Origin of the sequence: Vibrio celticus (genome assembly GCF_024347335.1) — a bacterium.
GTDB lineage: Bacteria > Pseudomonadota > Gammaproteobacteria > Enterobacterales > Vibrionaceae > Vibrio > Vibrio celticus.
Genome location: NZ_AP025463.1, coordinates 689,179 through 714,374, shown reverse-complemented (window position 1 = coordinate 714,374; position 25,196 = coordinate 689,179). Strand labels below are relative to the sequence as shown.

Annotated in this window: 18 protein-coding genes and 1 pseudogene; 11 read left to right on the top strand and 8 right to left on the bottom strand. The window is 45.4% G+C overall.

Going from position 1 to position 25,196, the window contains the following annotated elements; genetic code table 11:
• Nucleotides 1-534 precede the first annotated feature (534 nt).
• The gene (locus tag OCV19_RS03405) at nucleotides 535-2,007 is read left to right on the top strand and encodes an aminoacyl-histidine dipeptidase (protein ID WP_065677577.1); all 1,473 of its coding nucleotides are present in this window, start codon (nucleotides 535-537) and stop codon (nucleotides 2,005-2,007) included.
• Between the two features lie 300 nt (nucleotides 2,008-2,307).
• On the opposite strand, the gene OCV19_RS03400 is transcribed toward OCV19_RS03405, so the two are convergent.
• Nucleotides 2,308-2,847 (bottom strand): DUF3332 domain-containing protein, encoded by a 540-nt coding sequence (locus OCV19_RS03400; protein ID WP_065677576.1) that lies wholly within the window; start codon nucleotides 2,845-2,847, stop codon nucleotides 2,308-2,310.
• 271 nt (nucleotides 2,848-3,118) lie between these two features.
• Between OCV19_RS03400 and OCV19_RS03395 the strand changes: the two genes are divergently transcribed.
• On the top strand, nucleotides 3,119-4,165 hold the full coding sequence (locus tag OCV19_RS03395; RefSeq protein ID WP_017060792.1) for a succinylglutamate desuccinylase/aspartoacylase family protein: 1,047 nt from the start codon (nucleotides 3,119-3,121) through the stop codon (nucleotides 4,163-4,165).
• Nucleotides 4,166-4,367: 202 nt separating this feature from the next.
• Here OCV19_RS03395 and OCV19_RS03390 read toward each other — a convergent pair whose 3' ends face one another.
• Nucleotides 4,368-4,685 carry a DUF3622 domain-containing protein gene (locus OCV19_RS03390; protein WP_017056240.1) on the bottom strand — a complete coding sequence of 106 codons (318 nt, stop codon included), beginning with the start codon at nucleotides 4,683-4,685 and terminating at the stop codon, nucleotides 4,368-4,370.
• Nucleotides 4,686-5,040: 355 nt separating this feature from the next.
• On the opposite strand from OCV19_RS03390, the gene OCV19_RS03385 reads away from it, so the two are divergent.
• Nucleotides 5,041-6,048, top strand: a complete 1,008-nt coding sequence (locus tag OCV19_RS03385) for an adenosine deaminase (protein WP_065677575.1) — start codon at nucleotides 5,041-5,043, stop codon at nucleotides 6,046-6,048.
• 67 nt (nucleotides 6,049-6,115) lie between these two features.
• Here the strand turns inward: OCV19_RS03385 and OCV19_RS03380 are convergent, their stop codons facing one another.
• A complete protein-coding gene (locus OCV19_RS03380; protein WP_065677574.1) occupies nucleotides 6,116-7,300 on the bottom strand; it encodes an NnrS family protein in 1,185 nt (394 codons plus the stop codon).
• Between the two features lie 288 nt (nucleotides 7,301-7,588).
• On the opposite strand from OCV19_RS03380, the gene OCV19_RS03375 reads away from it, so the two are divergent.
• Complete coding sequence (locus tag OCV19_RS03375) at nucleotides 7,589-8,143, top strand: gamma-glutamylcyclotransferase family protein (protein ID WP_065677573.1); 555 nt, start codon at nucleotides 7,589-7,591, stop codon at nucleotides 8,141-8,143.
• Nucleotides 8,144-8,189: 46 nt separating this feature from the next.
• Here OCV19_RS03375 and OCV19_RS03370 read toward each other — a convergent pair whose 3' ends face one another.
• The gene (locus OCV19_RS03370) at nucleotides 8,190-8,522 is read right to left on the bottom strand and encodes a tRNA-binding protein (RefSeq protein WP_017060796.1); all 333 of its coding nucleotides are present in this window, start codon (nucleotides 8,520-8,522) and stop codon (nucleotides 8,190-8,192) included.
• 197 nt (nucleotides 8,523-8,719) lie between these two features.
• Here OCV19_RS03370 and OCV19_RS03365 point away from each other — a divergent pair, with 197 nt between their 5' ends.
• Nucleotides 8,720-9,718 (top strand): substrate-binding domain-containing protein, encoded by a 999-nt coding sequence (locus OCV19_RS03365; protein ID WP_065677572.1) that lies wholly within the window; start codon nucleotides 8,720-8,722, stop codon nucleotides 9,716-9,718.
• Between the two features lie 218 nt (nucleotides 9,719-9,936).
• Here OCV19_RS03365 and galM read toward each other — a convergent pair whose 3' ends face one another.
• The 4 genes from galM to galE all read right to left on the bottom strand — a co-directional run bounded on the left by galM (nucleotide 9,937) and on the right by galE (nucleotide 14,887).
• Entirely contained in the window at nucleotides 9,937-11,016 is a 1,080-nt protein-coding gene (gene galM, locus OCV19_RS03360) for a galactose-1-epimerase (RefSeq protein ID WP_065677571.1), read from the bottom strand.
• A gap of 112 nt (nucleotides 11,017-11,128) precedes the next feature.
• Complete coding sequence (galK, locus tag OCV19_RS03355; RefSeq protein ID WP_065677570.1) at nucleotides 11,129-12,289, bottom strand: galactokinase; 1,161 nt, start codon at nucleotides 12,287-12,289, stop codon at nucleotides 11,129-11,131.
• A 191-nt stretch (nucleotides 12,290-12,480) separates the two neighbouring features.
• The gene (locus tag OCV19_RS03350) at nucleotides 12,481-13,536 is read right to left on the bottom strand and encodes a UDP-glucose--hexose-1-phosphate uridylyltransferase (RefSeq protein WP_065677569.1); all 1,056 of its coding nucleotides are present in this window, start codon (nucleotides 13,534-13,536) and stop codon (nucleotides 12,481-12,483) included.
• 331 nt (nucleotides 13,537-13,867) lie between these two features.
• Nucleotides 13,868-14,887 (bottom strand): UDP-glucose 4-epimerase GalE, encoded by a 1,020-nt coding sequence (gene galE / locus OCV19_RS03345; protein ID WP_065677568.1) that lies wholly within the window; start codon nucleotides 14,885-14,887, stop codon nucleotides 13,868-13,870.
• Nucleotides 14,888-15,280: 393 nt separating this feature from the next.
• Between galE and ebgR the strand changes: the two genes are divergently transcribed.
• From ebgR to ygjJ, 6 genes and pseudogenes are all read left to right on the top strand, one after another.
• Nucleotides 15,281-16,264 carry a transcriptional regulator EbgR gene (gene ebgR, locus OCV19_RS03340; RefSeq protein ID WP_017069515.1) on the top strand — a complete coding sequence of 328 codons (984 nt, stop codon included), beginning with the start codon at nucleotides 15,281-15,283 and terminating at the stop codon, nucleotides 16,262-16,264.
• 324 nt (nucleotides 16,265-16,588) lie between these two features.
• The gene (gene ebgA, locus OCV19_RS03335; protein WP_065677567.1) at nucleotides 16,589-19,705 is read left to right on the top strand and encodes a beta-galactosidase subunit alpha; all 3,117 of its coding nucleotides are present in this window, start codon (nucleotides 16,589-16,591) and stop codon (nucleotides 19,703-19,705) included.
• A gap of 3 nt (nucleotides 19,706-19,708) precedes the next feature.
• Nucleotides 19,709-20,161, top strand: a complete 453-nt coding sequence (locus tag OCV19_RS03330; RefSeq protein ID WP_065677566.1) for a beta-galactosidase subunit beta — start codon at nucleotides 19,709-19,711, stop codon at nucleotides 20,159-20,161.
• Between the two features lie 141 nt (nucleotides 20,162-20,302).
• Nucleotides 20,303-21,727 carry an amino acid permease gene (locus OCV19_RS03325; protein ID WP_065677565.1) on the top strand — a complete coding sequence of 475 codons (1,425 nt, stop codon included), beginning with the start codon at nucleotides 20,303-20,305 and terminating at the stop codon, nucleotides 21,725-21,727.
• Between the two features lie 576 nt (nucleotides 21,728-22,303).
• Nucleotides 22,304-23,696: pseudogene (locus OCV19_RS03320) on the top strand (amino acid permease).
• 429 nt (nucleotides 23,697-24,125) lie between these two features.
• Nucleotides 24,126-25,184, top strand: a complete 1,059-nt coding sequence (gene ygjJ, locus OCV19_RS03315) for a protein YgjJ (protein WP_065677564.1) — start codon at nucleotides 24,126-24,128, stop codon at nucleotides 25,182-25,184.
• The last annotated feature ends 12 nt before the right edge of the window (nucleotides 25,185-25,196 follow it).

Sequence of the window (25,196 nt, the reverse complement as noted above, 5' to 3'; positions counted from 1 at the left end):
AAAGCTTGTAGGGTATGCAAAGTTGCTAGTGTAAACAGAGCTGTTAATCCAGAACATTGCAGATGGTAAACCTTTCATAACTATCACCTTAATAAATCAATAAAAAACGAATTTGATTTCTCGGTTCCTTGGAGGCGATAAAACGGACTCATCCTTTGAGCATTTACTCTTCATCTCAGAAGTTGGTTATTAATATACCCTAAAGAAAAAAGATTACAAGTATTTTTTGCTATACGTCACACTTTTGGCTATTTATGGTCATTTTGCAAACTTATTTTTGTAATAAAATTACAGAACAGGATTGAACAAACGTTTGCTTGCGCCATTTATAAGCATCAAGGCGCTTAACCATGATCAGATGGACAAGATCGCATTCAAAATTTGAGCTATTTGAGGTTTAGAACCGCTACTCGTCAAAACGCTCAAGTGGTATGCTGTTGCCATCAAAACAGACCCATATTTTAGATTTTTGTTCTAGGTTTTTGCCCATACAAAACCTAAATATATGGTTATTAAATAAAAAAGGAGTCATCCGTGTCTGAATTCCATTCTGAGATCAGTAAATTATCCCCTGCCCCTATCTGGCAGTTCTTCGATAAGATTTGCTCAATCCCACACCCTTCTAAGCATGAAGAAGAGCTTGCTCAATACATTATTGCTTGGGCAACAGAGCAAGGCCTAGATGTACGTCGTGACCCAACGGGTAACGTATTCATCAAAAAGCCAGCAACGGCGGGTATGGAAAACAAAAAAGGTGTAGTGCTACAAGCTCACATCGATATGGTTCCACAAAAGAACGAAGACACAGTTCATGACTTTGCTAAAGATCCAATTCAACCATACATTGATGGAGAGTGGGTTACAGCTAAAGGCACAACGCTTGGCGCTGATAACGGCATGGGCATGGCTTCTTGCCTAGCGGTTCTTGCTTCAAACGAAATCCAGCACGGCCCTATCGAAGTTCTACTAACAGTAGATGAAGAAGCAGGCATGACTGGTGCTTTCGGTCTTGAAGCGGGTTGGTTAGAAGGCGATATCCTTCTTAACACCGATTCAGAGCAAGAAGGCGAAGTGTACATGGGTTGTGCTGGCGGTATCGACGGCGCAATGACATTTGAAATTGCTCGTAACGCGATTCCAGCTGACTTCGTAACACGTAAGCTAACGCTAAAAGGCCTAAAAGGCGGTCACTCTGGTTGTGACATCCACACAGGTCGTGCAAACGCAAACAAACTGCTTGCTCGCTTCCTAGCGGGTCACGCAAAAGAGCTAGACCTTCGCATCGTCGAATTCAAAGGTGGTAGCCTTCGTAACGCGATCCCTCGTGAAGGTTTCGTAACGGTTGCTGTTCCTGCGGCAAACCAAGAAAAACTGGCTTCACTATACAACTACTACACTGAGCTGCTTTCAACAGAGCTAGGTAAAGTAGAAGACAGCATCGTGACTTTCAATGAAGAAGCTTCTGTAGAAATGAGCGCACTTGCGTCAGCAGACCAAGCTCGCTTTATCGCGGCACTTAACGCATGTCCAAACGGCGTGATTCGTATGAGTGACGAGATTGAAGGTGTTGTGGAAACGTCTCTAAACGTAGGTGTTATCACAACAGAAGAGAACTCAATCACAGTGCTTTGCCTGATCCGTTCTCTTATCGATTCAGGTCGCTCACAAGTAGAAAGCATGCTTCACTCTGTTGCTGAACTAGCAGGCGCTAACATCGCGTTCTCTGGTGCTTACCCAGGTTGGAAACCAGACGCAGATTCAGAAATCATGCATATCTTCCGCGACATGTACGAAGGTATCTACGGTCACAAGCCAAACATCATGGTTATCCATGCTGGTCTTGAGTGTGGTCTATTCAAAGAACCTTACCCGAACATGGATATGGTTTCTTTCGGCCCAACCATCAAGTTCCCGCACTCTCCTGATGAGAAAGTGAAGATCGACACCGTTGAGCTATTCTGGAACCAAATGGTTGCATTGCTTGAAGCGATCCCAGAAAAAGCATAATTCGATTAGCGTTAGCGCTTTTCAGTAAATGGTGTTTCAGTAAACACCGTTTATCGACACAAAATAAAACAGGTACTCAATGAGTACCTGTTTTTGTATCTAATCTTTGTAATGACTATTTGTGACTAAAGAAGTAATACCAATCACAGTAAGTAAGTGTTCAGAAATAGCGCAGGAAAAAGGCTTGAGAACAAGGCGTGATTTTCTGATAAGTAGTTATTCTACAATCAAAAATCACAACGCAGTTATCGAGATTTTTAACAAGCTAGGGTGACCAGTTATTTACTACGATTGGTATAACTAAGCGCGTGAAGCCGCGTAGCTTTCTAGCTCATCAATTGAAGTTTGTGCCACAACTTCACCATCGATGAAGTACGTCACCATCTCGCCATCACGAACACCGATTAACGTCGCACGCTCACCAGACTGGTAAGTAATGTCCATTTGGATCGTGTTTTCATCAATCTGCTGCATTTGACCTTTTTCGATCACATCTGCACTCGTGATAGGACCCACTGGCGCTTCCGTTAGAGACGGATCAAGTTGGTGGTTGATGTCTAGGTAAGTATCAGTCTTAGTATCAAAGATGTGCGGAGCACCTGTTAGTGGGTTGCTACCTGTCCAGAACTCTAGTGAGTTGAATACTAAGTAATCGGCAGCAACCGTTAGACCGTATGCAGGTGCAAGTAGCATGTTCAAACCACCACGAGCGTAACGGTTATCAACAGCCTTGATGTTGAACTTCATTAGGTAACCCGTTACTGCGTTGCTACCAACACAACCAGATAAAGCAACAGATACCACCGCTAGTGCTACAATTTTTGAAATTGTTTTTTTCATTTTGATCTCAATATTTAAATTTGGCCGCCAAAAAATGGCGGTGGATAATACCAACGAACTGAATGACAAATATCAGCGCTAAATCAATGTATTGTCAGAAAATTCACAATTTGAAACACCCTTCAATTAGCCAAATAAAAAACTGAAACCAATTCAGAAGTCCCTTCATAAAAAACTTTTGTCGTCACCGTAAAGCGATTGATTCGTACTAAAAATCAACGATTGCTACATTCCGTGTTAACGAATTATCACCATGTTGAGAACAACCTAAATGGCAAGACTAAAACCTAATCAACCATTCGAATTACTTGGTTATACTGTTCAGCCAGGACAGCGAATGGAGATTGAACTGCAAGCGGCTCAGCTTTACACGCATTCTCCACTTTCTATCCCGATTGAAATTATTCACGGTCGCCAAGCAGGCCCAACACTGATGGTAAATGCGGCTATCCACGGCGATGAGCTAAACGGTGTTGAGATTGCACGACAACTGACCAATGCGATTGATCCAAAGAAACTGAAAGGGACATTAATTGTTGTGCCTATCGTTAACGTATTTGGCTTTATCCATAAATCTCGTTACCTACCAGACCGTCGTGACCTAAACCGTTGCTTCCCTGGCAGTGAGAAAGGATCGCTAACATCACGCATCGCTTACACCTTCTTTGAGAACGTGGCAAAGCACTGTGATTACATTCTGGATCTACACACGGGCGCGATTCACCGTACCAATCTGCCACAGATTCGTGCAAACCTATCGAACCCTGAAACACTGCGCATCGCAAAAGCGTTTGCAACACCCGTGATCATTGATTCTCCACTGCGTGACGGTTCACTGCGTAGCGAAGCAGAAAAACTGGGGATTCCTGTATTAACTTACGAAGGTGGTGAAGCGCTGCGTTTTGATCACCTAGCGATTCGTGCGGGTTACCTTGGCGTGCATCAAGTGATGAAAGAAATCGGCATGCTGCGCCCTAACCGTAAGAAGTTACCAGAGCCAGTATTGAGTAAATCCACCAGCTGGATCCGCGCAGAGTCAGACGGTATTTTGCGTAACATGGTAAGACTGGGCGAACAAGTTGAAGCAGGACAAACCCTTGCTTACATCAGCTCTCCATTGGGTCACCAAGAAGGCCAAGTGATCACAACCAAAGGCGGTATCGTGATTGGTCAGCAAACTCTACCTTTGGTCAACGAAGGTGATGCTGTGTTCCACATCGCTTACTTCAAGCAAGACGATGAAGAAGTAGGACAATCAGTAGAAAGCTACATTGAAGAAGTGGCAGAAGATGATTGGCTAACTGCGCTGAATAACTGATCAGACAATGCTTAACAGTTTAAGAGCTCGACGTTAAAAGCGAGAAGCCAAACCGAGCTCTTAAACACAATAAAACAGAACTCCACAAACTAAAAAGCCCCAATACACTTTTAACTAGAAAGAAAAAAGTTGTATCGGGGCTTTTTTTTCACAAATCCTTTATCTTAAAATTAAGGGATCTATAAATTAGTCATGCACTGAATTATTCAGCGTCTTCTTGCTCTTCTGCACGAGCTTTAGCGCGCGCTTCACGTGCTTGCTCAGCTTTAAGCTCTTTAGTGTGACGTAGTTCGTCACGCTCTTTACGCTGCTCTGATTTACGCTCGTTACGTTCAGCTTGGTTAGCGATGAAAGATGCTAGCTCTTTCTCTGCCCACTCTTGTGCTAGAGCTTCAGTTTCGAAACCAGACTCACGCTTAGATACTGTAGTGCTACGAGACGTTACTTGACGAGTAATCTCTGCACACCAACCGTTGCGTTTTTCTGTAAGGCGGATATCAAATTTTTTGTTCTTAGACATGTTCTATTTTTTCCTAAGGGAGATCATTAAGGGATCGGTCAACTTTGATAACTCCATCTAAGTGAGCATCTTTTAACACCATCCCTTGGTAAGCGCGGTATTAGAGCACAAATCAATAAATATTGCTGCAAATATTTGCAGCGGATCACACTCCAATGCTGCAAATCGTTTGCGCCTGATTTCAATAGGTTCATAACTCTCGGTTCACCATCAACCTTCTGTCCTATTTTATCGACAACAATGAAATGAACTATGCTCAAACAGAGATAAATGAAAGAGATACCTGCTTGCTCAGGTTTATAGACTCTACTGTCTCACCTACTCCGCTCATAATTAAAATAGCTAAGGAGTTGCTATGGATAGCTTCATCACAAATTTACCCAAAGTTGAGCTGCACTTACATATAGAAGGCACACTAGAGCCGGAGCTGATGTTCCAACTCGCCAAGCGTAATGACGTTTCGATTCCCTTTGAGACCCCTGACCAAGTTCGAGACGCGTACCAGTTCCACAATCTTCAATCCTTTCTCGATATCTATTATCAAGGTGCTAACGTACTGATTCATGAACAAGATTTCTACGACCTGACGTGGGCTTATCTACTCCAGTGCCAGCAAGATAATGTGGTTCATACTGAGATCTTTTTTGACCCTCAAACTCACACTGAACGCGGCATTGCCTTTGAAGTCATCGTAGGTGGGATTACTCGAGCTTTGAATCAAGCGGAGCAAGAGCTTGGTATCAGCAGCCAACTGATCATGTGTTTTCTGCGTCACCTTGATGAAGACAGCGCTTTTGAAACGCTCAAACAAGCCCTTCCTTATAAAGATAAGATCATTGCCGTTGGGTTAGATTCATCAGAACAGGGCAATCCGCCAGAGAAGTTTAAACATGTATTCCAAGAAGCGATCAACCAAGGCTTCCTGACTGTCGCACACGCCGGAGAAGAAGGCCCAGCACAAAATATTATCGACGCAATGAGCTTGTTAGGCATTACCCGAATTGATCATGGCGTTCGCTGTGTAGAAGATGAAGAGCTGATGGAACAGCTAATAGCAAAACGCACACCTCTAACGGTCTGCCCGCTATCGAACACCAAGCTCAAGGTGTTTGAGACCATGCAAGAACACAACATCGTCGAGTTGCTGAGAAAAGGGCTGTGCGTCACCATCAATTCCGATGATCCGGCTTACTTCGGCGGCTATATGAATGATAACTTCCTCGCGGTCGCCAATGCTCATCCAGTGACGAAAAACGAATTAGCGCAATTCAGTATTAATGCCATCGAAGCCAGTTTCATCTCGCCTCACGCCAAAGAAGATCTCATTACACAGGTACGCCAATACCTTGTTGCAAATACTTAATGAGTTATGAAGATCAAAAAGGGAAGCTCAGAGCTTCCCTTTCAGCATGGGTAGATAACCAATTAGCTTAGCCCGGGTGACCATCCACTCTTGGTGTTAATAGCATCATGCCGAACTTCCAGATAAACAGCCCGAACGCCAGTGTCCACAAACCGGCACTGATGTTGACCATCTCAAATAAATACGCAGGGAAGAATGTCACACCTAAACTACGAACGAGTGCCGCGATAAAAATAGCCGAGAACGCCAAAGCCATGCTTGGCCCTTTGTAGATGGCACGACCGGTATGCCCCATCGTAACGCGCGTAATCATCGCCAGAATTAACCCACTCAGACCGCCAATCGCAAACAAGTGCAGCATATTGTGGCTCGCGAACGGGTTGTCTAGCAAACCGCGTAACAGCAAGCTGAGAGGGATACATAGATAAGCTGCATGCAGCGACCAAACCAAAGGTTCTGATAGCGTTGTCCAAGGTTTCCAGCGGATAAAGCGCACCAACTGAGTCACACCTGCAAATACCATCAACTCATTGCCGACTTGAGCAAAGGTCAGTGGGAAGAAGCTCAATACAAATAAACCAACCAAAGGTAGATTGGCTAGCCATTCCAACCAAACCAATGGCTGCGCTTTTTCAAACTCAAAACGACGCGCCGTAAAGAATGGGATCACTCGCCCACCCATCACTGATAACAGCAAGGTAAACCACCACAACATAGCCTGCCAAACTGCAGACGATGGGAATGGAGGCATCCCCTTAATGGTCGCGTAACTAGCAAAGTTCGCCACGATAGCCAATATAAACAGCGGCACAAAGAATAGATTCTTCCAGCCTTTCGACTTCACGACTCGGAAACCAATTTCGTAGGCAGCGAAGATTAAGAACAGCGCCTCAACCGACGAGATAAGCCATAACGGTGCGGGGGTCCAAAACAGAATACGAGGTGCGATCCATAAACCAACCAAGGCTGCCAATCGATAGTGCTTGGTGCCGTTGACACCCGTCCACGTTTGTACCGCCGTTAACACAAAACCAACCACTATCGCCATTGAGAAACCAAACAGCATTTCATGTACGTGCCACCAAAGCGCCGGTACTTTTAGCATTTCAGGCTGACCGTTTTGGAACATGATGACCCAAGCTACAATCGCGATCACGGCATAGAGACTGCCTAAAAAGAAGAAAGGTCGAAAGCCTAAACGCAGGTAGGCTGGAATCGCGTCTTCTACACTTTTATCTGTGATATTTAACAAACTCGCTCCTAATTCTCAGATAAGCGGCCAAGGTATTACCTAAACCAAATTTTGTGTGCATCAAATCCGATGCAATATGCAGATCACTTTGCATGAAACGCGCCAATTAGATAAAACCAGTAAAAACAGCGACTCACGAGATTCAATAGCCAATAAACAAGTCAAAAAAACACAACCAAAAGAGTCATAAAGACATATAGATGTATAAATAGAAACTTACTGATTTTTGGTATCTCGCCACATATAGTAAGACTAGACTTAAATGGAACAACTCAGACAAGGAATGCGATGTATATTTTTGGTTATGGCAGTTTAATCAACTCATCTTCACGCCAGCTTACCGGTCAGACAGGGCAAGCGATCCCTGCGATTGTTCATGGCTTAATTCGCCATTGGAGCAAGATCGATGACAGCTATGTGTTATCACCTTTGATCGTCAATCTCGGCGAGGGACAAGTGAATGGTGTGTTGCTTGAGGTGGATGATATTGCGCTGGCTGAGTTTGATCGCCGTGAGCGTGGTTATCACCGTATCGAATTAAAGGCCTCTCAGATAGAAAGCCAAGATGAATTCAAACAGGATCAACCGATCTGGGTTTACATCAAAGACGAGATTGAAGCACCTTGCGAAAACAGCCCTATCGTTCAAACCTACGTCGATACGGTATTAGCAGGATGTTTAGAGGTGTCTGAAAGCTTTGCGGCACACTTTGTTAAACACACACAAGGTTGGCATCACCCATTAGAAAATGATCGCCACCAGCCTAAATACGGCAACCTTGCTGGAGTTTCCGATCACCACCACAGTGTGATTGATGGCTTGATACTGCCCGTGCGCAGCTAGTTGATTTAGGTTGGTGAACACATTGACTCACCAACCTAAAGTGAGCTTAAACGACACGAATACCTGCTGGCATCGCACGTTCAGGTGTTAGCAATACACTTTCAGATTCATCTTCCGTTTCTGCACATAGCAACATGCACTCAGAAGTGTGGCCTCTCATCTTCGCCTTCGCTAGATTGCACAAAACAACAACCTGCTTACCCATCAACTCTTCTTCTGTGTAATAAGGGACTAGGCTAGTCACCGTTTGCAGCGTCTTATCACCAACATCCACTTGCACGATGTAGAGCTTGTCGGCGTTTTCATGACGCACAACCTCAATGATCTTACCCACACGCATTTCTAACTTAGCAAAGTCACCATAAGAGACAGTATCCATTTCTCACTTCCTATATTGGTTTATTTTTACTCATTAAATCATTTACTGAAATTAAGTAAAATGTAAATGTTTACACTAGCATTAAGCCTAATAATTACAAGCGGTAAAGATCTCATTACTGGAAGTAAAATGAGAGTTTCGTTGCCTTACTATCATTGTCGGTGTTAAATAGATGCAGCAATGTATAGAGGTTAAAAATGGCAACAATTAAAGATGTAGCAAAGGCAGCTGGTGTTTCTGTTGCAACCGTATCTCGAGTGATCAACAAGTCTCCCAAGGCGAGTGCAAGCTCGGTAGAGTCTGTAACGAAAGCGATGTCTAAACTCGGCTATCGACCGAATGCCAATGCTCGAGCGCTGGTAAGCCAAAGCACGAATACTGTTGGTGTATTGGTCGGTGACATCTCCGATCCCTTTTTTGGCACGCTGGTTAAGGCTGTCGACAATGTCGCTCGTGAGAACGGAAAACATATCCTTGTCGGTAACGGCTCGCACGATCGTGAAGAAGAGAGACAAGCGATTGAGTTGCTGATTAATAGCCGTTGTGACGCCTTGGTGATCCACTCGAAAGGCCTGACAGACGAAGAACTGATCGCCTATGCAAAAGAGGTCAAAGGCTTAGTGCTGATCAACCGTTATATTGCTGAGATTGCCAACCGTTGTATTTTCTTGGACAACAAGAAAGGCGCGTATCTTGCGACGGAATATCTGATCCGTCATAGCCATAAGAACATTGCCTGTATCGCCTCATCGCATAGCATTGAAGATGCCGATGAGCGTATCCAAGGTTACTTAGCGGCACTCTCAGATTACAAAATAGCGCTATCTGACAGCTATATTGAATACTCAGCGCCCACCAGTGACGGTGGCGAATACGCCATGACTAATCTTTTGACTAAGTCACTGCCAATCACTGGTATTGTGGCGTACAACGATTACATGGCAGCTGGTGCTTTGTCTGTCCTTGATGAAAACGGTATTCAAGCGCCAGACAAAATGTCGATCATCGGCTTCGATGATGGCTTGATTGCCCGCTATGTTCATCCAAAGCTCACCACTATTCGCTACCCGATTCAGATGATGGCAGAGAAAGCGACACGACTCGCGTTGCACTTAGCCAAAGGTGAAAACACCTCTACTGAACCAATGATGTTCTCTCCAACTCTGGTACGCCGCAATTCGGTAGAGAAAGTCTAAGTTCTAGTCCACTAACCAAGCAATAAACAAAAAAAGCCCTAACAGAATCGCTTCTGTTAGGGCTTTCCTACCTTACTCGGATACTCAACAATCGCGCTTAATAAACCACACTCTTATTGATCGCTACTTTTGCTCATCCCCCAAGAACAACGCGATAATTCACATCGTCCTATTCACAAGCAAAAGACATTGGCGTAACCGCTTTGAACTAGAGCGTACTAGTTTGAAGAATCCCCCGAAAATTCAAACTGGTAACAGGTACTGTAGTTATATTCTTGTTCAGGCTTGAGAATACAACTGTCCTGCTTCCACTCTGGGTGGTTAGGAGAGTCAGGTAAGAACTGGGTTTCTAGCGCCAAACCAGCGTAGTCTTCATAGCTACCACCACTTCGGTTTGGTGTACCACCAAGCCAGTTTCCGGTGTATAGCTGCATCGCAGGTTTGGTTGAAAATACTTTTAGTGTGACGAGCGCATCTGGTGAGGTTACGGTAGCGGCACATTGAGTGCGCTTGCAGCCGTCAGCCAATAAGAAAGAGTGGTCGTAACCCTTTGCTGCTTTCTGCTGTTCATCCCCCAACAAACGCTCTGAGATCATCATAGGCTGATTGAAGTCGAAGCTGGTCGATTTCACCGATTTAAGGTTGCCTAACGGGATACCTACCGAATTGGTCGGTAAGAATTGATTAGCGTTAATGCTGACAATGTGTGACAAACAATCGTGTCCGGCTTCTGCGCCAAGTAGATTGAAGTACGCGTGATTCGTTAGGTTGACCACGGTTGGCTGATCGGTGGTTGCAGAATAATTAATAGAAACTCGATTGTCTTCGGTGATGTCATAACGCACCGACACATTCAAATTCCCCGGAAATCCTTGGTCGCCATCAGCAGATTCTAAAGTAAACACCACTGACGTTTCGGTTTGCTCTGCAATATTCCAACGACGTTTATCAAATCCGTTCGGACCACCATGTAAGGTGTTGCCCGCTTGGTTGGTTTCCAGCTTGTAGTTCTGACTGTCAATTTTGAAACGACCATTGGCAATGCGGTTAGCATAACGGCCAACGGTTGTGCCCATATAGCTGGCTTGCTTCTCGAAATTATCCATTGAGTTGACACCCAATAGCACTTCTCGTCTGTTTCCTTTTACTGGCAGGATACAGCTCAACCAAGTCGCGCCAATATCCATGAATGTTACTTGCATGCCATGCTTGTTGGACAAGGTAACTAACTGAGCAGGGTGACCATCATAGGCTGCCGTTTGTGTCATGGATTGGTGCAGGTTCTGCGCTTGTGTCATTCTAAATTCCTTCTACTGCCAGTAAAAAGCCTCTACGTTGAGGTAAAGGCTTTAGTATTTGGCCTACCATGATCTTTTTAGTTGGTAAGCTCTACATTAAGTCTCGAAGCCGTTAGATTACTTCAACTAAGCCTGCTCCGTCTTTCGCTTGGCACACATAAATAGATTCTTTTAGACCCGTCGCTGCTTGGTATTTCTGTTCTACCGTTGTTTTAATTTCATCGACTAAAGCAGGCGGAACCAATGCCACGATACAGCCACCAAAACCGCCGCCAGTCATGCGCACGCCACCTTGGTCACCAATCACGTCTTTGACCATATCAACCAGAGTGTCGACTTCTTTGACTGTGATTTCAAAATCGTCTCGCATTGAAGCGTGAGATTCTGCCATCAACTCGCCCATACGCTTCATATCATGAGTACGTAAAGCTTGAGCCGCTTCAACGGTACGGTCATTTTCCGTGATCACGTGACGAGCGCGCTTAGCGACCATTTCATCAAGCTCAGAGGCTTTGGCATTGAACTGTTCAATCGTCACATCTCGCAATGCTGGAACACCAAAGATGCGCGCAGCTTCTTCACACTGTTCACGACGCGTGTTGTATTCACTGTCGACCAAACCACGTTTCTTGTTTGAATTGATAATAACCACAGCCATGTCTTCTGGCATAGAAACCGCTTGAGTTTCTAGGCTACGACAGTCCAACAGCATCGCGTGGTTTGCACGACCTTCAGCAGAAATCATCTGGTCCATGATGCCGCAGTTACAACCCACGAATTCGTTTTCTGCTTGCTGACCATTAAGCGCCACTTCGGCTTGGCTGATCTCTAGGTTGTAAAGCACCTTGAATGTTTGACCAATCACCACTTCCAGTGCCGCAGAAGAACTTAAACCCGCACCTTGAGGCACGTTGCCCGTTACAGAGATGTCTGCACCTGTAAATTCAAAGCCGCGACCTTTTAAGCACTTCACCACACCACGAATGTAGTTCGCCCACATCTTGTCTTGTTGGAATATGATCTCTTGAGTTAGGTCGAACTCATCGACTGCATTATCGTAGTCCACTGATACTACGCGCACGATGTTGTCATCACGCTTAGCCGCTGCGACTACTGTTTGGTAGTTAATGGCACACGGTAGAACAAAACCATCGTTGTAGTCAGTGTGCTCGCCTATCAGGTTTACACGACCTGGCGCTTGGATAATATGAGTCGCTTGGTAACCAAGGACTTGCTCAAAAGATGCTTTCACGTTTTGGATAAGGTCAGACATAAGTAAACTCTCTGGTTAAACTCTTTGTTCAATTGGTTATGGCCCCTTCACGGCACCACTTTAATTCTTTTAGATTCCCTATCTCGTTCGTCTCTCACTGTAGGGAATGACAACATCAGCTTCCCACCTGTCGTCATTCCAGAATCGAGGGACGAGATATCAGGAATCTCACTCGTTATCTACGAAGTAGGCTATTCCTGCTCTTTATAGTGAACGTCACTCAAATCACGAAGGCGCTGCGCTGCTTGTTCTGCGGTTAAATCACGCTGAGATTCAGCCAGCATTTCGTAGCCGACCATGAACTTACGAACCGAAGCACTACGTAACAGTGGCGGGTAGAACAACGCATGCAGTTGCCAGTGATCGATGTCCGTGCCTTCTTCGAAGAACGGCGCATAATGCCAACCCATTGAGTAAGGGAATGAGCATTGGAACAAGTTGTCGTAACGACTAGTCAGCTTCTTAATCGCAAGCGCTAGGTCATCACGTTGTTCATCAGTCAGTTCGCTCATACGGCGAATGTGTGTTTTTGGTAGCAACATGGTTTCAAATGGCCACGCCGCCCAATAAGGCACCACAGCAATCCAATGTTCAGTTTCAACCACAGTACGAGAGCCGTCTTTCATTTCAGCTTCAACGTAATCCACTAAAAGATTCGAACCTTGTTGTTCGAAGTACTCTTTTAACAGTTTCTCTTTGCGTTCAATTTCGTTGGGCAAAAAGCTGTTTGCCCAGATCTGACCGTGTGGGTGTGGCTGAGAACAGCCCATGGTCTCACCTTTGTTTTCAAACGCTTGAACCCATAGGTAGTCTTTACCTAGCTCTTCAATCTGTTCATTCCATGTGTCGATAACACCGCGAATCTTGTTTACTGGTAACTCTGGCAGCGTTTTGCTGTGGTCCGGAGAAAAACAGATCACGCGGCTCAACCCGCGAACACCTTGAGTCTTGAATAGAGGGTTTTCAGACTCTGGAGCGTCAGGCGAATCGGGCATCAAGGCCGCGAAATCATTACTGAATACGTAAGTGCCGTCGTAATCTGGGTTTTCGTCGCCCGAGATACGCGTATTGGTTGGGCACAAGAAACACTCTTTCTCGTACGCAGGAAGCTGCACGGTCGATGGTTTTTCATCTTGGCCACTCCAAGGACGTTTTGCTCGGTGCGGTGAGACTAAGATCCACTGGCCCGTTAATGGGTTATAACGACGATGCGGGTGGTCTACTGGGTTAAATTCAACTTTTGACATGTTTAGATTGCTCTCAAATTTTGTGTCTTGGTCAATTCACCAAGATGAATAATTCTTCTACAAGGAGATTCCCTATCACGCTCGTGCCTCGCTGTAGGGAATGATGTGTAATCTCGTTATGCTATTTGTGCAAAGGCAACCACTTCATAGCCTTATGCTCATCCGTCATTCCAGAATCGAGGTACGAGATATCTGGAATCTCATCTCTTACCTCTGCATTCCCCAAAGAAATTGGAGTTGCAGCTAGGCAGCAAGATTTCCAATATCCATGAGCATAGATCTTCTATGTGATTGGAATTGGTAAGCGCAGCTAACAACGCTGCGGCTTCAATTACGAAGGGGAGTAGCCGTTCGGGTTATTCGACTGCCAATTCCACGTATCCGCTGTCATCTCCATCACGCTACGCGTCGCCTTCCAGCCAAGCTCGCGCTCTGCTTTGTCAGTGCTTGCCCAACACTCGGCAATATCACCTGCGCGGCGTGGGCAAAGTTCATAAGGAACCGGTTTGCCCGATGCTTTTGCGAAGGCTTCAACCATCTCGAGTACACTTGAGCCTTTGCCCGTACCTAGGTTGTAAATGTGTAGGCCCGCTTTCTCGCCAACCACTTTTAGTGCGGCGACATGGCCATCCGCTAAATCCATCACATGAATATAGTCACGAACGCCTGTTCCATCCGGTGTTGGGTAATCGTTTCCAAAAACAGCCAGCTTTTCGCGGCGACCAACAGCAACTTGAGCAATAAATGGCATTAGGTTGTTTGGGATACCTTGTGGGTCTTCACCCATAGTGCCCGATGGATGTGCGCCGACTGGATTGAAGTAACGCAGTAAAGTGACGCTCCAATCGTTCTCCGCGTTGAACAGATCGCTTAAGCACTCTTCCACCATATATTTGCTGCGACCATAAGGGTTAGTTGTCGCGCCAGTTGGTGAAGTTTCAGTAATCGGCACTACTTCCGGGTCGCCGTAAACGGTAGCCGAAGAACTAAATACGATGCTTTTCACGCCCGCTTTTTTCATACTGCGAGCTAACACCAATGAACCATTGACGTTGTTATCGTAGTACTCCAAAGGCTTAGCCACCGACTCCCCTACCGCTTTCAGGCCAGCAAAGTGAATCACGGCTTGGATATCATTTTCTGAAAACACGCCATCTAGAAAAGATTGGTCACGAATGTCGCCAAGATAAAACGTTGGTCGCTTGCCAGTTAACGATTCGATTCGTTCCAACACTAGCTCTTTGCTGTTGCAAAGGTTATCAACAATGATCGGCTCCATACCTGCCTGTATCATTTGAATGCATGTATGACTTCCGATGTAACCCATGCCGCCCGTAACCAGTACTTTCACAATCAACCTCTCTTTGTCGTCATTCGTGGGCTAACTCGAACTGACATTCAGCTCAGTAGCACCGTATGTCAGAAATAGTAGCAGCCATTTTGACTATAATTCTGTGATCAAAACCACGAAGTGTAAACGTTTACACTAACTTTCATCATTGGAACTGATCATGACATAGAGAGAACGTATAGCTGTTAACCTCTAATTAATTGAATTTTAATAAGATAATTATAGATAGTTAGATTTGAGACATCACAGATGAGTTGAGCATTTATTTTACTAAAAGTTAATGCAATGACGTCCAGTTTGATTACAATAGGTCTGTAGAATAAAGAGGTGCATTGCTTTTTTACTAAATACCAATTTCAAAGCAGCGCAATGTTCCAATAACAGGAAGTGAGTATGGCAACGTTAAAAGATATCGCGACTGAAGCGAATGTATCATTGGCTACAGTTTCAAGGGTTCTCAATGAAGATCCAACATTAAGCGTCAAGGAAGAGACCAAAAGGCGTATCTTTGAAATTGCAGAGAAGTTGGAATACAAAACCAGCAGCTCACGAAAAACCGTTAGCAGTAAAAAACAAAACCATCACTTCCTAGCACTGTATAACTACAAGCAAGAAGCGGAAGTTAACGACCCTTACTATCTATCGATTCGCCACGGGATTGAAACCCAATGTGAAAAGATGGAAGTTAAGCTAACCAACTGTTATGAAAGTAAAATACAGATCAATTCAGCACCAATCACAGGTGTTTTGTTGGTGGGTAGAATGACACCAGAGGTTATCGAGCAAGCTAAAAAGCTGAGCGATAATATCTGTTATGTCGATTTTACCGATCACTCAGAACCTTATGACTCTGTCGATATCGACCTGGCTTTGATCAGCAAAGAGATCACCAACTTCTTTATCAACCAAGGCTATGAGCGCATCGGCTTTATTGGTGGCCAAGACGACGTCAATACCCCTGATATTCGTGAAGTCGCTTTTGCTGAATATGGTGGCCTCAAGAACGTTGTCAGTGAGCAAGACATCTACCGTGGTGACTTCTCTAGCTCATCAGGTTACAAGCTTGCAAAACAGATGCTCGCGACGGGCGACTACCCTAAAGCCATGTTTATTGCGTCAGATTCCATCGCAATTGGCGTTTTACGAGCAGTTCATGAGCACGGATTAAACATTCCTGAAGATATTGCGCTGATCAGTGTAAACGACATCCCAACAGCTAAATTTACCTTCCCATCTTTATCAACGGTTCGTATTCACTCTGAATTGATGGGAATTCAAGGCGTTAATCTGCTGATTGAGAAAGTACGCGACGGCCGAACCATCCCATTACGTGTCTATGTACCAAGCAAACTCAAGCTGCGCGATACAACAAAATAATTAAATATATCAAGTAGATAAATAAAGGCTACCTTTGTTGAAGGTGGCCTTTTTTGTGCCCGTCACATACATCAATCTCCACGTATCCCCCTCTTTAACTTGCTGTATAAAACAGCCAATAGCATTCTTTTAAGTGGATCACACAGCACTGTAAAAAGACCATAAAAAACGTGATGAAGTTAAAGTAAAACGTTTTCACCAATTTCATTTAGTAAAACTTTTACTAATAATTACCTCAGTCCAAAAATACTCGTATTCACTACGACCCAATTACGCATAAGAACGTCGGTCAGCAAATTGCATTCAGGCCGAGAGAGAGGCAACGTGAACAACTGGGAAAACTTCCTGAACTTACATGAGAACCGTATGGCACCGCGTGCATACTTCTTCTCGTACGCATCAGAAAAAAATGCAAAAACGTTTCAGCGTGAACTGAGCAGCCACTTCCAACTATTGAGTGGTCAATGGAATTTCAGCTATTTCACCAACCCGCGATTGGTTCCTGAAGAGTTCTATTCTCAGGAAATGAGCAACTGGGGTAACATCACGGTTCCAAACATGTGGCAAATGGAAGGCCACGGCGATCTTCAATACACAGATGAAGGTTTCCCATTCCCAATTGATGTGCCTTTCGTACCATCAGACAACCCAACCGGCGCATACCAACGCTCTTTCTTCCTTGGCGAAAGCTGGGACGAAAAACAAACCATCATCAAATTTGATGGCGTTGAAACTTACTTCGAAGTTTACGTAAACGGCGAATATGTAGGTTTCAGCAAAGGTAGCCGCCTAACCGCTGAGTTCGATATCTCTAGCCAGGTAACAGCAGGCAACAACCTACTTTCTATTCGTGTGATGCAGTGGGCCGATTCAACCTACATTGAAGACCAAGACATGTGGTGGACGGGCGGTATCTTCCGTGACGTTTACCTCGTAGGTAAAGAACAGCTGCACATTCAAGACGTTACCGTTCGCACTGATTTCGACGACGCTTACCAAAGCGCTACCCTGTCGTGCAAAGTGGAACTAGAAAACCTAGCAGCAGCGGCAAACGCAACCCTTGAGTACGCATTGCTTGATGGCAGCCAAGTTATCTCGCAAGGCTCAGTAGATAACCTAACTGTTCCTAACCAACAGACTGGCGGCAATGCCGATACTCAATTCTCTATCGATGTAGTGAACCCTGTTCAATGGAACGCTGAAAACCCATACCTTTACCAACTGCTGCTGACGCTGAAAGACGCTGACGGCAAAGTGTTAGAAGTGATCCCACAACGCGTTGGTTTCCGCGACATTAAAGTTCGCGATGGTCTGTTCTACATCAACAACAAATACGTGATGCTTCACGGCGTGAACCGCCACGACAACGACCACCTAAAAGGTCGTGCTGTTGGGATGGATCGCGTAGAGAAAGACTTAGTGTTGATGAAGCAACACAACATCAACTCAGTACGTACAGCGCACTACCCGAACGACCCACGTTTCTACGAACTGTGTGATATCTACGGTCTGTTCGTGATGGGCGAAACCGATGTTGAAACACACGGTTTTGCTAACGTTGGCGACTTAAGCCGCATCACTAACGATGCAGCATGGGAAGCTGTGTTTGTTGAGCGTATCGAGCGTCATATTCACGCTCAAAAGAACCACCCTTCTATCATCATGTGGTCACTGGGTAACGAGTCTGGTTACGGCTGCAACATCCGTTCTATGTACGATGCAGCAAAAGCAATTGATGACACGCGTTTGGTTCACTACGAAGAAGACCGTGACGCTGAAGTGGTCGACATCATTTCAACCATGTACTCACGCGCTCAATTGATGAATGCCTTCGGTGAATTCCCACACGAAAAGCCACGCATCATCTGTGAATACGCACACGCGATGGGTAACGGCCCGGGCGGTTTAACCGAGTACCAAAACGTGTTCTACAAGCACGATGCGATTCAAGGTCACTATGTTTGGGAATGGTGTGACCACGGCATTCTAGCGCGTGATGAAGCAGGCACAGAGTTCTACAAATACGGCGGTGACTACGGTGACTACCCGAACAACTACAACTTCTGCATGGACGGTTTGATCTACCCGGATCAAACGCCAGGCCCAGGCTTGAAAGAGTACAAGCAAGTGATTGCCCCTGTGAAGCTTCGCGATTTCGATGCACAAACGGGCACCTTCACAGTAGACAACAAGCTTTGGTTCTCAAATATCGATGACTACACCATCACTGCGGAAATCCGCGCTGAGGGTGAAACCATTGCCGTACAACACATCAAGGTTGAAGAACTGGCTGAGAACTCTAGCCGTGAACTAACGCTTAACTTGCCACAGCTTGATGCGCGCGAAGTGTTTGTGAACTTTACGGTTCGTAAGGATTCTCGTACTTCATACAGCGAGGCGAACCACGACATCGCGGTTTATCAGTTCCAAGTGAAAGAGAACACAGCACAACTTGAAGCCTTCACGAACAACAATGCAACTGCACTGAATGTTGAAGAGTCTCGCTTAGCTTACCTAATCAAAGGCCACAACTTTGCTCTGAATTTCTCAAAAGTGAACGGCAAGCTGACGTCCTGGTTAGTCAATGGCGAAGAACTGATTAAGTCGGAGCCTAAACTGAACTTCTTCAAGCCAATGATCGATAACCATAAACAAGAGCACGATGGTTACTGGGAGCCTGCACACTTACAGATCATGCAAGAGCACTTCCGCACGCTAAACGTGGAAGAGAACAACGGCAAGATTGAGATCACCACCACCAGTATCGTTGCTCCACCGGTATTCGATTTCGGCATGCGTTGTGAATATCGCTACCAAATCAGTGCCGAAGGCCAACTGAACGTTGAACTGAGCGGCGAGCGTTACGGTGATTACCCTCACGTGATTCCAGTGATTGGTTTAGATATGGGCATCAACGGCGATTTCGACCAAGTTCAATACTACGGCCGCGGCCCTGAAGAGAACTACCAAGACAGCAAGCAAGCCAACATGATTGATGTGTACCAATCAACCGTGGCTGAAATGTTCGAGAACTACCCGTTCCCACAAAACAACGGCAACCGCCAACACGTTCGTTGGGCTGCGCTTTCAAGCCGTGCTGGCAATGGTATTGCGGTGAAACCACAGCAAGAAATCAACTTCAGCGCATGGTTCTACACCAACCAAAACCTGCATCAAGCACAGCATACGATTGAACTAGAGAAGAGCGGTTACATCACCCTAAATCTAGACCACCAAGTGATGGGCCTAGGTTCAAACTCTTGGGGCAGCGAAGTATTGGATTCTTACCGCGTGTACATGGATGAGTTCCGCTACGGCTTAACTCTGATTCCATTCCAAGCAGGCGATTGCGACGCACAACACCTAATCAATCACAACTTTGGTGATGAGTTCTTCACGGCGAATACGCCAACAACTCAACCACAACAGAACGAGGCATAAGCGATGATCGTTTTAGACAACCTAGAGCAATTTAAAGTCGTTTACCGCGACGGTCGTAAATGGCAACGCTGTGTAGAAGCGATTGAAAACATCGGCAACATCAAAGATGGCGTGATGTATTCGATTGGTGACTCACTGGCTTACATGATTGAAGACGGTGTGGCTCGTAACACAGAAAACTTCACCGGCAACCGTCGTTACTTTGATGTGCACTACTACTTGGAAGGTCGTGAAACGGTTGAGTTTGCTGATAAGTCTCAACTTGAACAGACCCAAGCTTACAGCGATGAAACCGACCGTGAACACCTACTGGGTAACGGTGAAACTCGTGAGTTATCTGAAGGCCAAGTGGCGATCTTTGATAACAGCAAAGCTTACCGCTTCCACGGTGATAACCGAGTTCGCAAGGTGGTGCTGAAAGTGACCATTGAAGACGGTTACTTCCTTAATAAGTAAGCAATAACCCTATTAACTCACAGCGCGTTTGAGCCTTGCCGTTCAAGGCTCAAATAGACTGAACAAAACCTCTGTGCTTCTTCCCTACAAAGAAGCATAGGGAAATAACGACTATAATTATGTGATTCCCTGGAGGACACTATGTCTGAATCTGTACGCGGTAAGTTAGGCAAATTTGCCCTACTCTCCATGACATTTGCAGCGGTATTTAACGTTCGCAACATCGTAAACAACAACATCGAATTGGGATTGAGTTCAGCCCCTATCTTTTTGCTCGCTACCCTTATTTACTTCATTCCATTCGTGTTCATCATTGCTGAATTCGTATCTGCAAATAAAAATTCTGAGTCAGGCATGTACGACTGGCTTAAAAAACCGCTAGGCTCAAAAGCAGCCTACCTAGGTTCGTTCCTATACTGGTTCGTAAACCTTTTCTGGTTTGTATCTCTGCTACCAAACGTAATCGCTTATGCGTCTTACGCGATGTTGGGCTATGAATACGCCTTCTCGCCAGTCGTCACATCGGCTATCTCGATTGCTCTGTTTGCAGCAGCGACACACATCTCAACCAAAGGCGCGAGCTGGCTAGGTAAGATTGCCGAGATCGTGGCCTACGGCGTATTCGCTCTGTTTGCCATCTACGTTATCGGCGCACTAATGGCACTGGGCGGCAACCATGAACCAGTAGAACCAATCACGCTTGAAGCAATGACACCGACCATCAACTGGGCAACGCTAGGTATCATGTGTTGGATCTTCCAAGCAGCCGGTGGTGCTGAAACCGCAGCCGCTTACCTAAACGATGTTAAGGGAGGTCACAAGTCTTTCATCAAGGTTATCATTGGTGCAGGTATCGCAATCGGCGCAATGTACGCAGTTGGCTCTCTTCTAGTAAACGTATTCGTTGCTCGTGATGAACTGACCTACGCTGGCGGCATGGTTGAAATCTTCACAGGTATGGCAAACTACTTCGACATCTCACAATCTCTAACGGGTCGCTTCGTCGGTATTATCCTATTCGTTGCCATGTTCGGTTCGATGATGATGTGGACAGCAGCTCCAGTAAAAATTCACTTCTCTGAAATTCCTAAAGGTGTTTACGGCGAGAAAACAACAGAGCTTAACGAACACGGCGTGCCAGTACGTGCAGCTTGGTGGCAGTTCGCGTTTGTATTCGTGATGCTTGTGGTTAACGGCTTCGGCTCTGAATCAGTACAAGACATGATGAACACAGCAATCAACCTAACCGCTGGTACCGCAATGCTTCCGCCTATCTTCATCATGGTGGCGTACTTTGTATTCCGTTTGAAGCATGACGACACACCACGTGATTTCCGCATGGGTACTCGAGTTCAAGGTATGGCAGTGGTTTCGGTACTGATTGGTATCTTCGTTGTGAGCAGGACAGCATCGGCATTCCCGACAGGTGTTGACCTTGTTCAAGCCTTCTTCATCAACGTCTTCATGACAGCGGTATTCTCTGGTCTTGCTTGGTGGTGGATCTCTCGCTTTGAAAAAAAGCAGGCAGGTAAAGACGCAAAGCTAGAAACAGCTAAGCAATCGTAGCTCTCTGCATTACCCCCCCAACTTTAAAAGCGCCCACCAAGGCGCTTTTTTTTGTTTTAAATCAGACAATTAAACGACAAACCAAAAAATAAAAACGGCGTTCCGTCAAGGTTTCAGTTCACGAAAAACACCAATTAATAGGTAATAAAACTCGAATAAAAACCAAGGTAAAACATTAACTAAATTTATTTACTCAAGGTCACATATTTGATCAATTTCGATTAACTTCCCGCCGCTTAATCTTTAATCTTCTTGCTGAAGAGACAAACTGATTCATATAAAAAAAGCGACAAAAAGCCCCTACAAGCCTTATAAATCGTCGCTCATGAAACCAGCAATCTCTTCAATGAACTTCTTAATCTTTAACTCTTTGTTTTGGTAATAACTTTACTGAAATACCAGAGAGAAAAAGCCCAAAGAAGTCCGATCGTAAATCTATAAAAACAACAATGAGCCAACCCTGATAAAACAAAGCGGGTGTTTGCCAAACCAACATAACAATAAAAGTGCGGCTTAGAGCTTCCCTCTCTAGGACCAAGTTATAACGATCATCAACGTGATTCACCGGAGAACATCATGTCCGAAAATAAACGCAGTACGATAGGCAAATTTGCCCTACTGTCTATGACCTTCGCGGCGGTATACAGCTTCAATAACATCATTAATAACAACATCGAGATCGGCCTTTCCTCGGCTCCGATGTTCTTTCTAGCAACCATCTTTTACTTTGTGCCATTTTGTTTGATCGTTGCAGAGTTTGTGTCACTGAATAAAAACTCTGAAGCGGGCGTTTATTTCGGCTTATACCTACTGGTTTGTTAATCTGTTCTTCTTCACCTCTCTGCTGCCTAGAATCATCGCTTATACGTCGTATGCGTTCTTAGGGTTTGAGTACATATTCACGCCAATCACCACGGCGATCCTCAGTACCATTTTGTTTGCGATTGCTACGCACATTTCAAACAATGGCGCGAAACTACTAGGCCCCATCACCTCACTAACATCGTCGCTTATGTTGTTGCTAACAATGTCTTACATCTTGTTGTCTGGCGGTGCTTTGATCGGTGGTATCGAGCCAGCAGACCCAATCACCATTGAAGCGATGACACCAAGCTTTAACTGGGCATTCCTTGGGGTAATCACTTGGATCTTCATGGCGGCTGGCGGTGCAGAATCGGTAGCGGTTTACGTCAACGACATCAAAGGTGGTCACAAGTCTTTCGTTAAAGTGATCATCATTGCCGGTATCTTCATTGGTGCGCTTTACTCGGTGGGTTCAGTACTAGCAAACGTGTTTGTGTCGCGAGAAGAGCCTAAATTTACTGGCGGCTCAGTGCAGGTATTTGAAGGACTAGCAAGACACTTTGGACTGTCGGAAATCCTGATGAACCGTTTCGTTGGTGTGGTTTCATTCACTGCGATGTTGGGCTCTCTACTTATGTGGACGGCGACACCGGTTAAGATCTTCTTCTCTGAAATCCCTAAAGGCATCTTTGGCGAGAAGACTGTCGCGCTTAACAAACAAGGTGTACCAGAGCGTGCAGCTTGGGTTCAGTTCTTCATCGTGATTCCACTGATGTTCATCCCAACGTTGGCGTCTGACACCGTTCAAGACTTGATGAGCACCATCATCAACATGACCGCAGCAGCTTCTATGCTACCGCCACTGTTCATCATGATTGCTTACCTGCACCTGCGCGTGAAACTGGACCACCTACCACGTGATTTCCGCATGGGTTCTCGTACGGTCGGTATTACAGCAGTATCGATCCTTATCGCTATCTTCACCGTTGGTTTCTTCGCTTCTACATTCCCAACAGGCGCAGACATCATGACCATCATCTTCTACAACGTGGGTGGTATTGTGATCTTCCTTGGCTACGCATGGTGGAAGTACGGTCAATACGAGAAAAGCTTATCTCCAGAAGAGAAAAAACTAGAAGCGAAACCTGAACCAGCGAACGCTTAGTTTTACCCTACACTCTGATTGAAAACTTAAGGCACTCACATTTAAACTTCAGGCACTCGCATTTGGTGAGTGCCTTTTTATTTGTTGGAACACTTCTACTCAACACCTAGATTTCATCAAAGCTATTCAAGAAAGAAGACATTCGATTCAACAATCTAACCGCCTACAAAGTGATTCGCTGACTGAATAGCTACCACCCTAGCCATGCCTCTACACATTCAACTTAAAGTCAAAATAAAAACAAAGTAAATATTTACTAAAAATAGATCACACTTTTAAACTGAATTAATTTTAAACATCAAAATTATCATTAATATCGGTTTTGCGATCGTAAGTAACCTGACCAATACGCCTTGAAGAGCACCCCATATTAGAAGTCAGAACTGCTTACGAACCTTCATTTACAACCCCGACACAGAAGTGATTAAAATGAAAAGTAGTTTTACTAAAACCACTCTTATTACAAGCTGTATCCTTGCTGCTCTAACGGCTAATGCCCACGCTGATGAAACAGCCGCTAACCACAGCGACACTCAGCCCCCTAAAACAGAAACCCTATTTAACTTCTATGGTGAGCTTGGCCTTGGTGGTCACGTTGCACTAGAAGGCGACGACAAAGGCCGTTATGCAGACGGTACTTACATCGAAGCAGGCTTGGCTATCGAGCACGGAAATTGGTTCGGTCTTGCTTACATGGAAGGCTGGACAGTACAAGCTGACGACGAAGGCAATGCTTGGGCAACTGGCCATGGCTGGGGCGGCTTCGAAGGTGGCTTTAACCGCTTTTACGCTGGCTACCGCACCGACGCTAAAACAGAATTTATTGTTGGTCGTATGGACTCTTCATTGGATGACGTTCAATGGTGGGGTGACCCTACCGTCGAGTACGGCTACGCGATCTCAAACACGCGTGACGTGCATGTTGGTGTGAAGATCCAAAACCTAGAAGGCAAGCTACGCTACAGCGTTTCTTTCGCGCCAGAATCTGACTTCTCTGAAGACGATGCACTGATTCACTTCGGTAAATACGACAACTTTGCAGACCAATGGAAAGATAAGAACGCCATGGTCAACGGTTACCTCCAATACGATCTGACCGATGATTTAACCCTAATGGGTGGCGGTGAAGTGCGTAACAACGATGGCGGTGAACTATTGCTATTGGGTGCTGAATACAAAAACTTCGCTACGCGTATTTGGCACGACACCGATAAAGGTAACCAAGAGTCTTTCGGTAGCGAATCAGGCATTCAAACCAGTGCTTGGTACGAAGCGGCTCAGGGCGTTTACCTTTCGGCAGCCTACAACTACGCAAACTTTGATGGTGACAACGGCGACAAAGAAATCACCTCTTACATCAACGCGGGCGTTTGGTACGAATACGGCAACGGCACATTTGCGACTGCTTTCGATAGCCGCTTTGGCGTAGGCAGCGACACTGAAATCGGCGACGCACAAGTGTTCGCAATGCAATACTTCTACTGGTAATAACAGGAACTC

Coding starts and splice junctions, on each gene's coding strand:
- OCV19_RS03395 (WP_017060792.1), top strand. CDS start 3,119: ATGGCAAGACTAAAACCTAATCAACCATTCGAATTACTTGGTTATACT.
- OCV19_RS03350 (WP_065677569.1), bottom strand. CDS start 13,536: ATGTCAAAAGTTGAATTTAACCCAGTAGACCACCCGCATCGTCGTTAT.
- galM (WP_065677571.1), bottom strand. CDS start 11,016: ATGACACAAGCGCAGAACCTGCACCAATCCATGACACAAACGGCAGCC.
- OCV19_RS03370 (WP_017060796.1), bottom strand. CDS start 8,522: ATGGATACTGTCTCTTATGGTGACTTTGCTAAGTTAGAAATGCGTGTG.
- OCV19_RS03330 (WP_065677566.1), top strand. CDS start 19,709: ATGATCGTTTTAGACAACCTAGAGCAATTTAAAGTCGTTTACCGCGAC.
- OCV19_RS03385 (WP_065677575.1), top strand. CDS start 5,041: ATGGATAGCTTCATCACAAATTTACCCAAAGTTGAGCTGCACTTACAT.
- OCV19_RS03390 (WP_017056240.1), bottom strand. CDS start 4,685: ATGTCTAAGAACAAAAAATTTGATATCCGCCTTACAGAAAAACGCAAC.
- OCV19_RS03325 (WP_065677565.1), top strand. CDS start 20,303: ATGTCTGAATCTGTACGCGGTAAGTTAGGCAAATTTGCCCTACTCTCC.
- OCV19_RS03365 (WP_065677572.1), top strand. CDS start 8,720: ATGGCAACAATTAAAGATGTAGCAAAGGCAGCTGGTGTTTCTGTTGCA.
- ygjJ (WP_065677564.1), top strand. CDS start 24,126: ATGAAAAGTAGTTTTACTAAAACCACTCTTATTACAAGCTGTATCCTT.
- galK (WP_065677570.1), bottom strand. CDS start 12,289: ATGTCTGACCTTATCCAAAACGTGAAAGCATCTTTTGAGCAAGTCCTT.
- OCV19_RS03400 (WP_065677576.1), bottom strand. CDS start 2,847: ATGAAAAAAACAATTTCAAAAATTGTAGCACTAGCGGTGGTATCTGTT.
- ebgR (WP_017069515.1), top strand. CDS start 15,281: ATGGCAACGTTAAAAGATATCGCGACTGAAGCGAATGTATCATTGGCT.
- OCV19_RS03375 (WP_065677573.1), top strand. CDS start 7,589: ATGTATATTTTTGGTTATGGCAGTTTAATCAACTCATCTTCACGCCAG.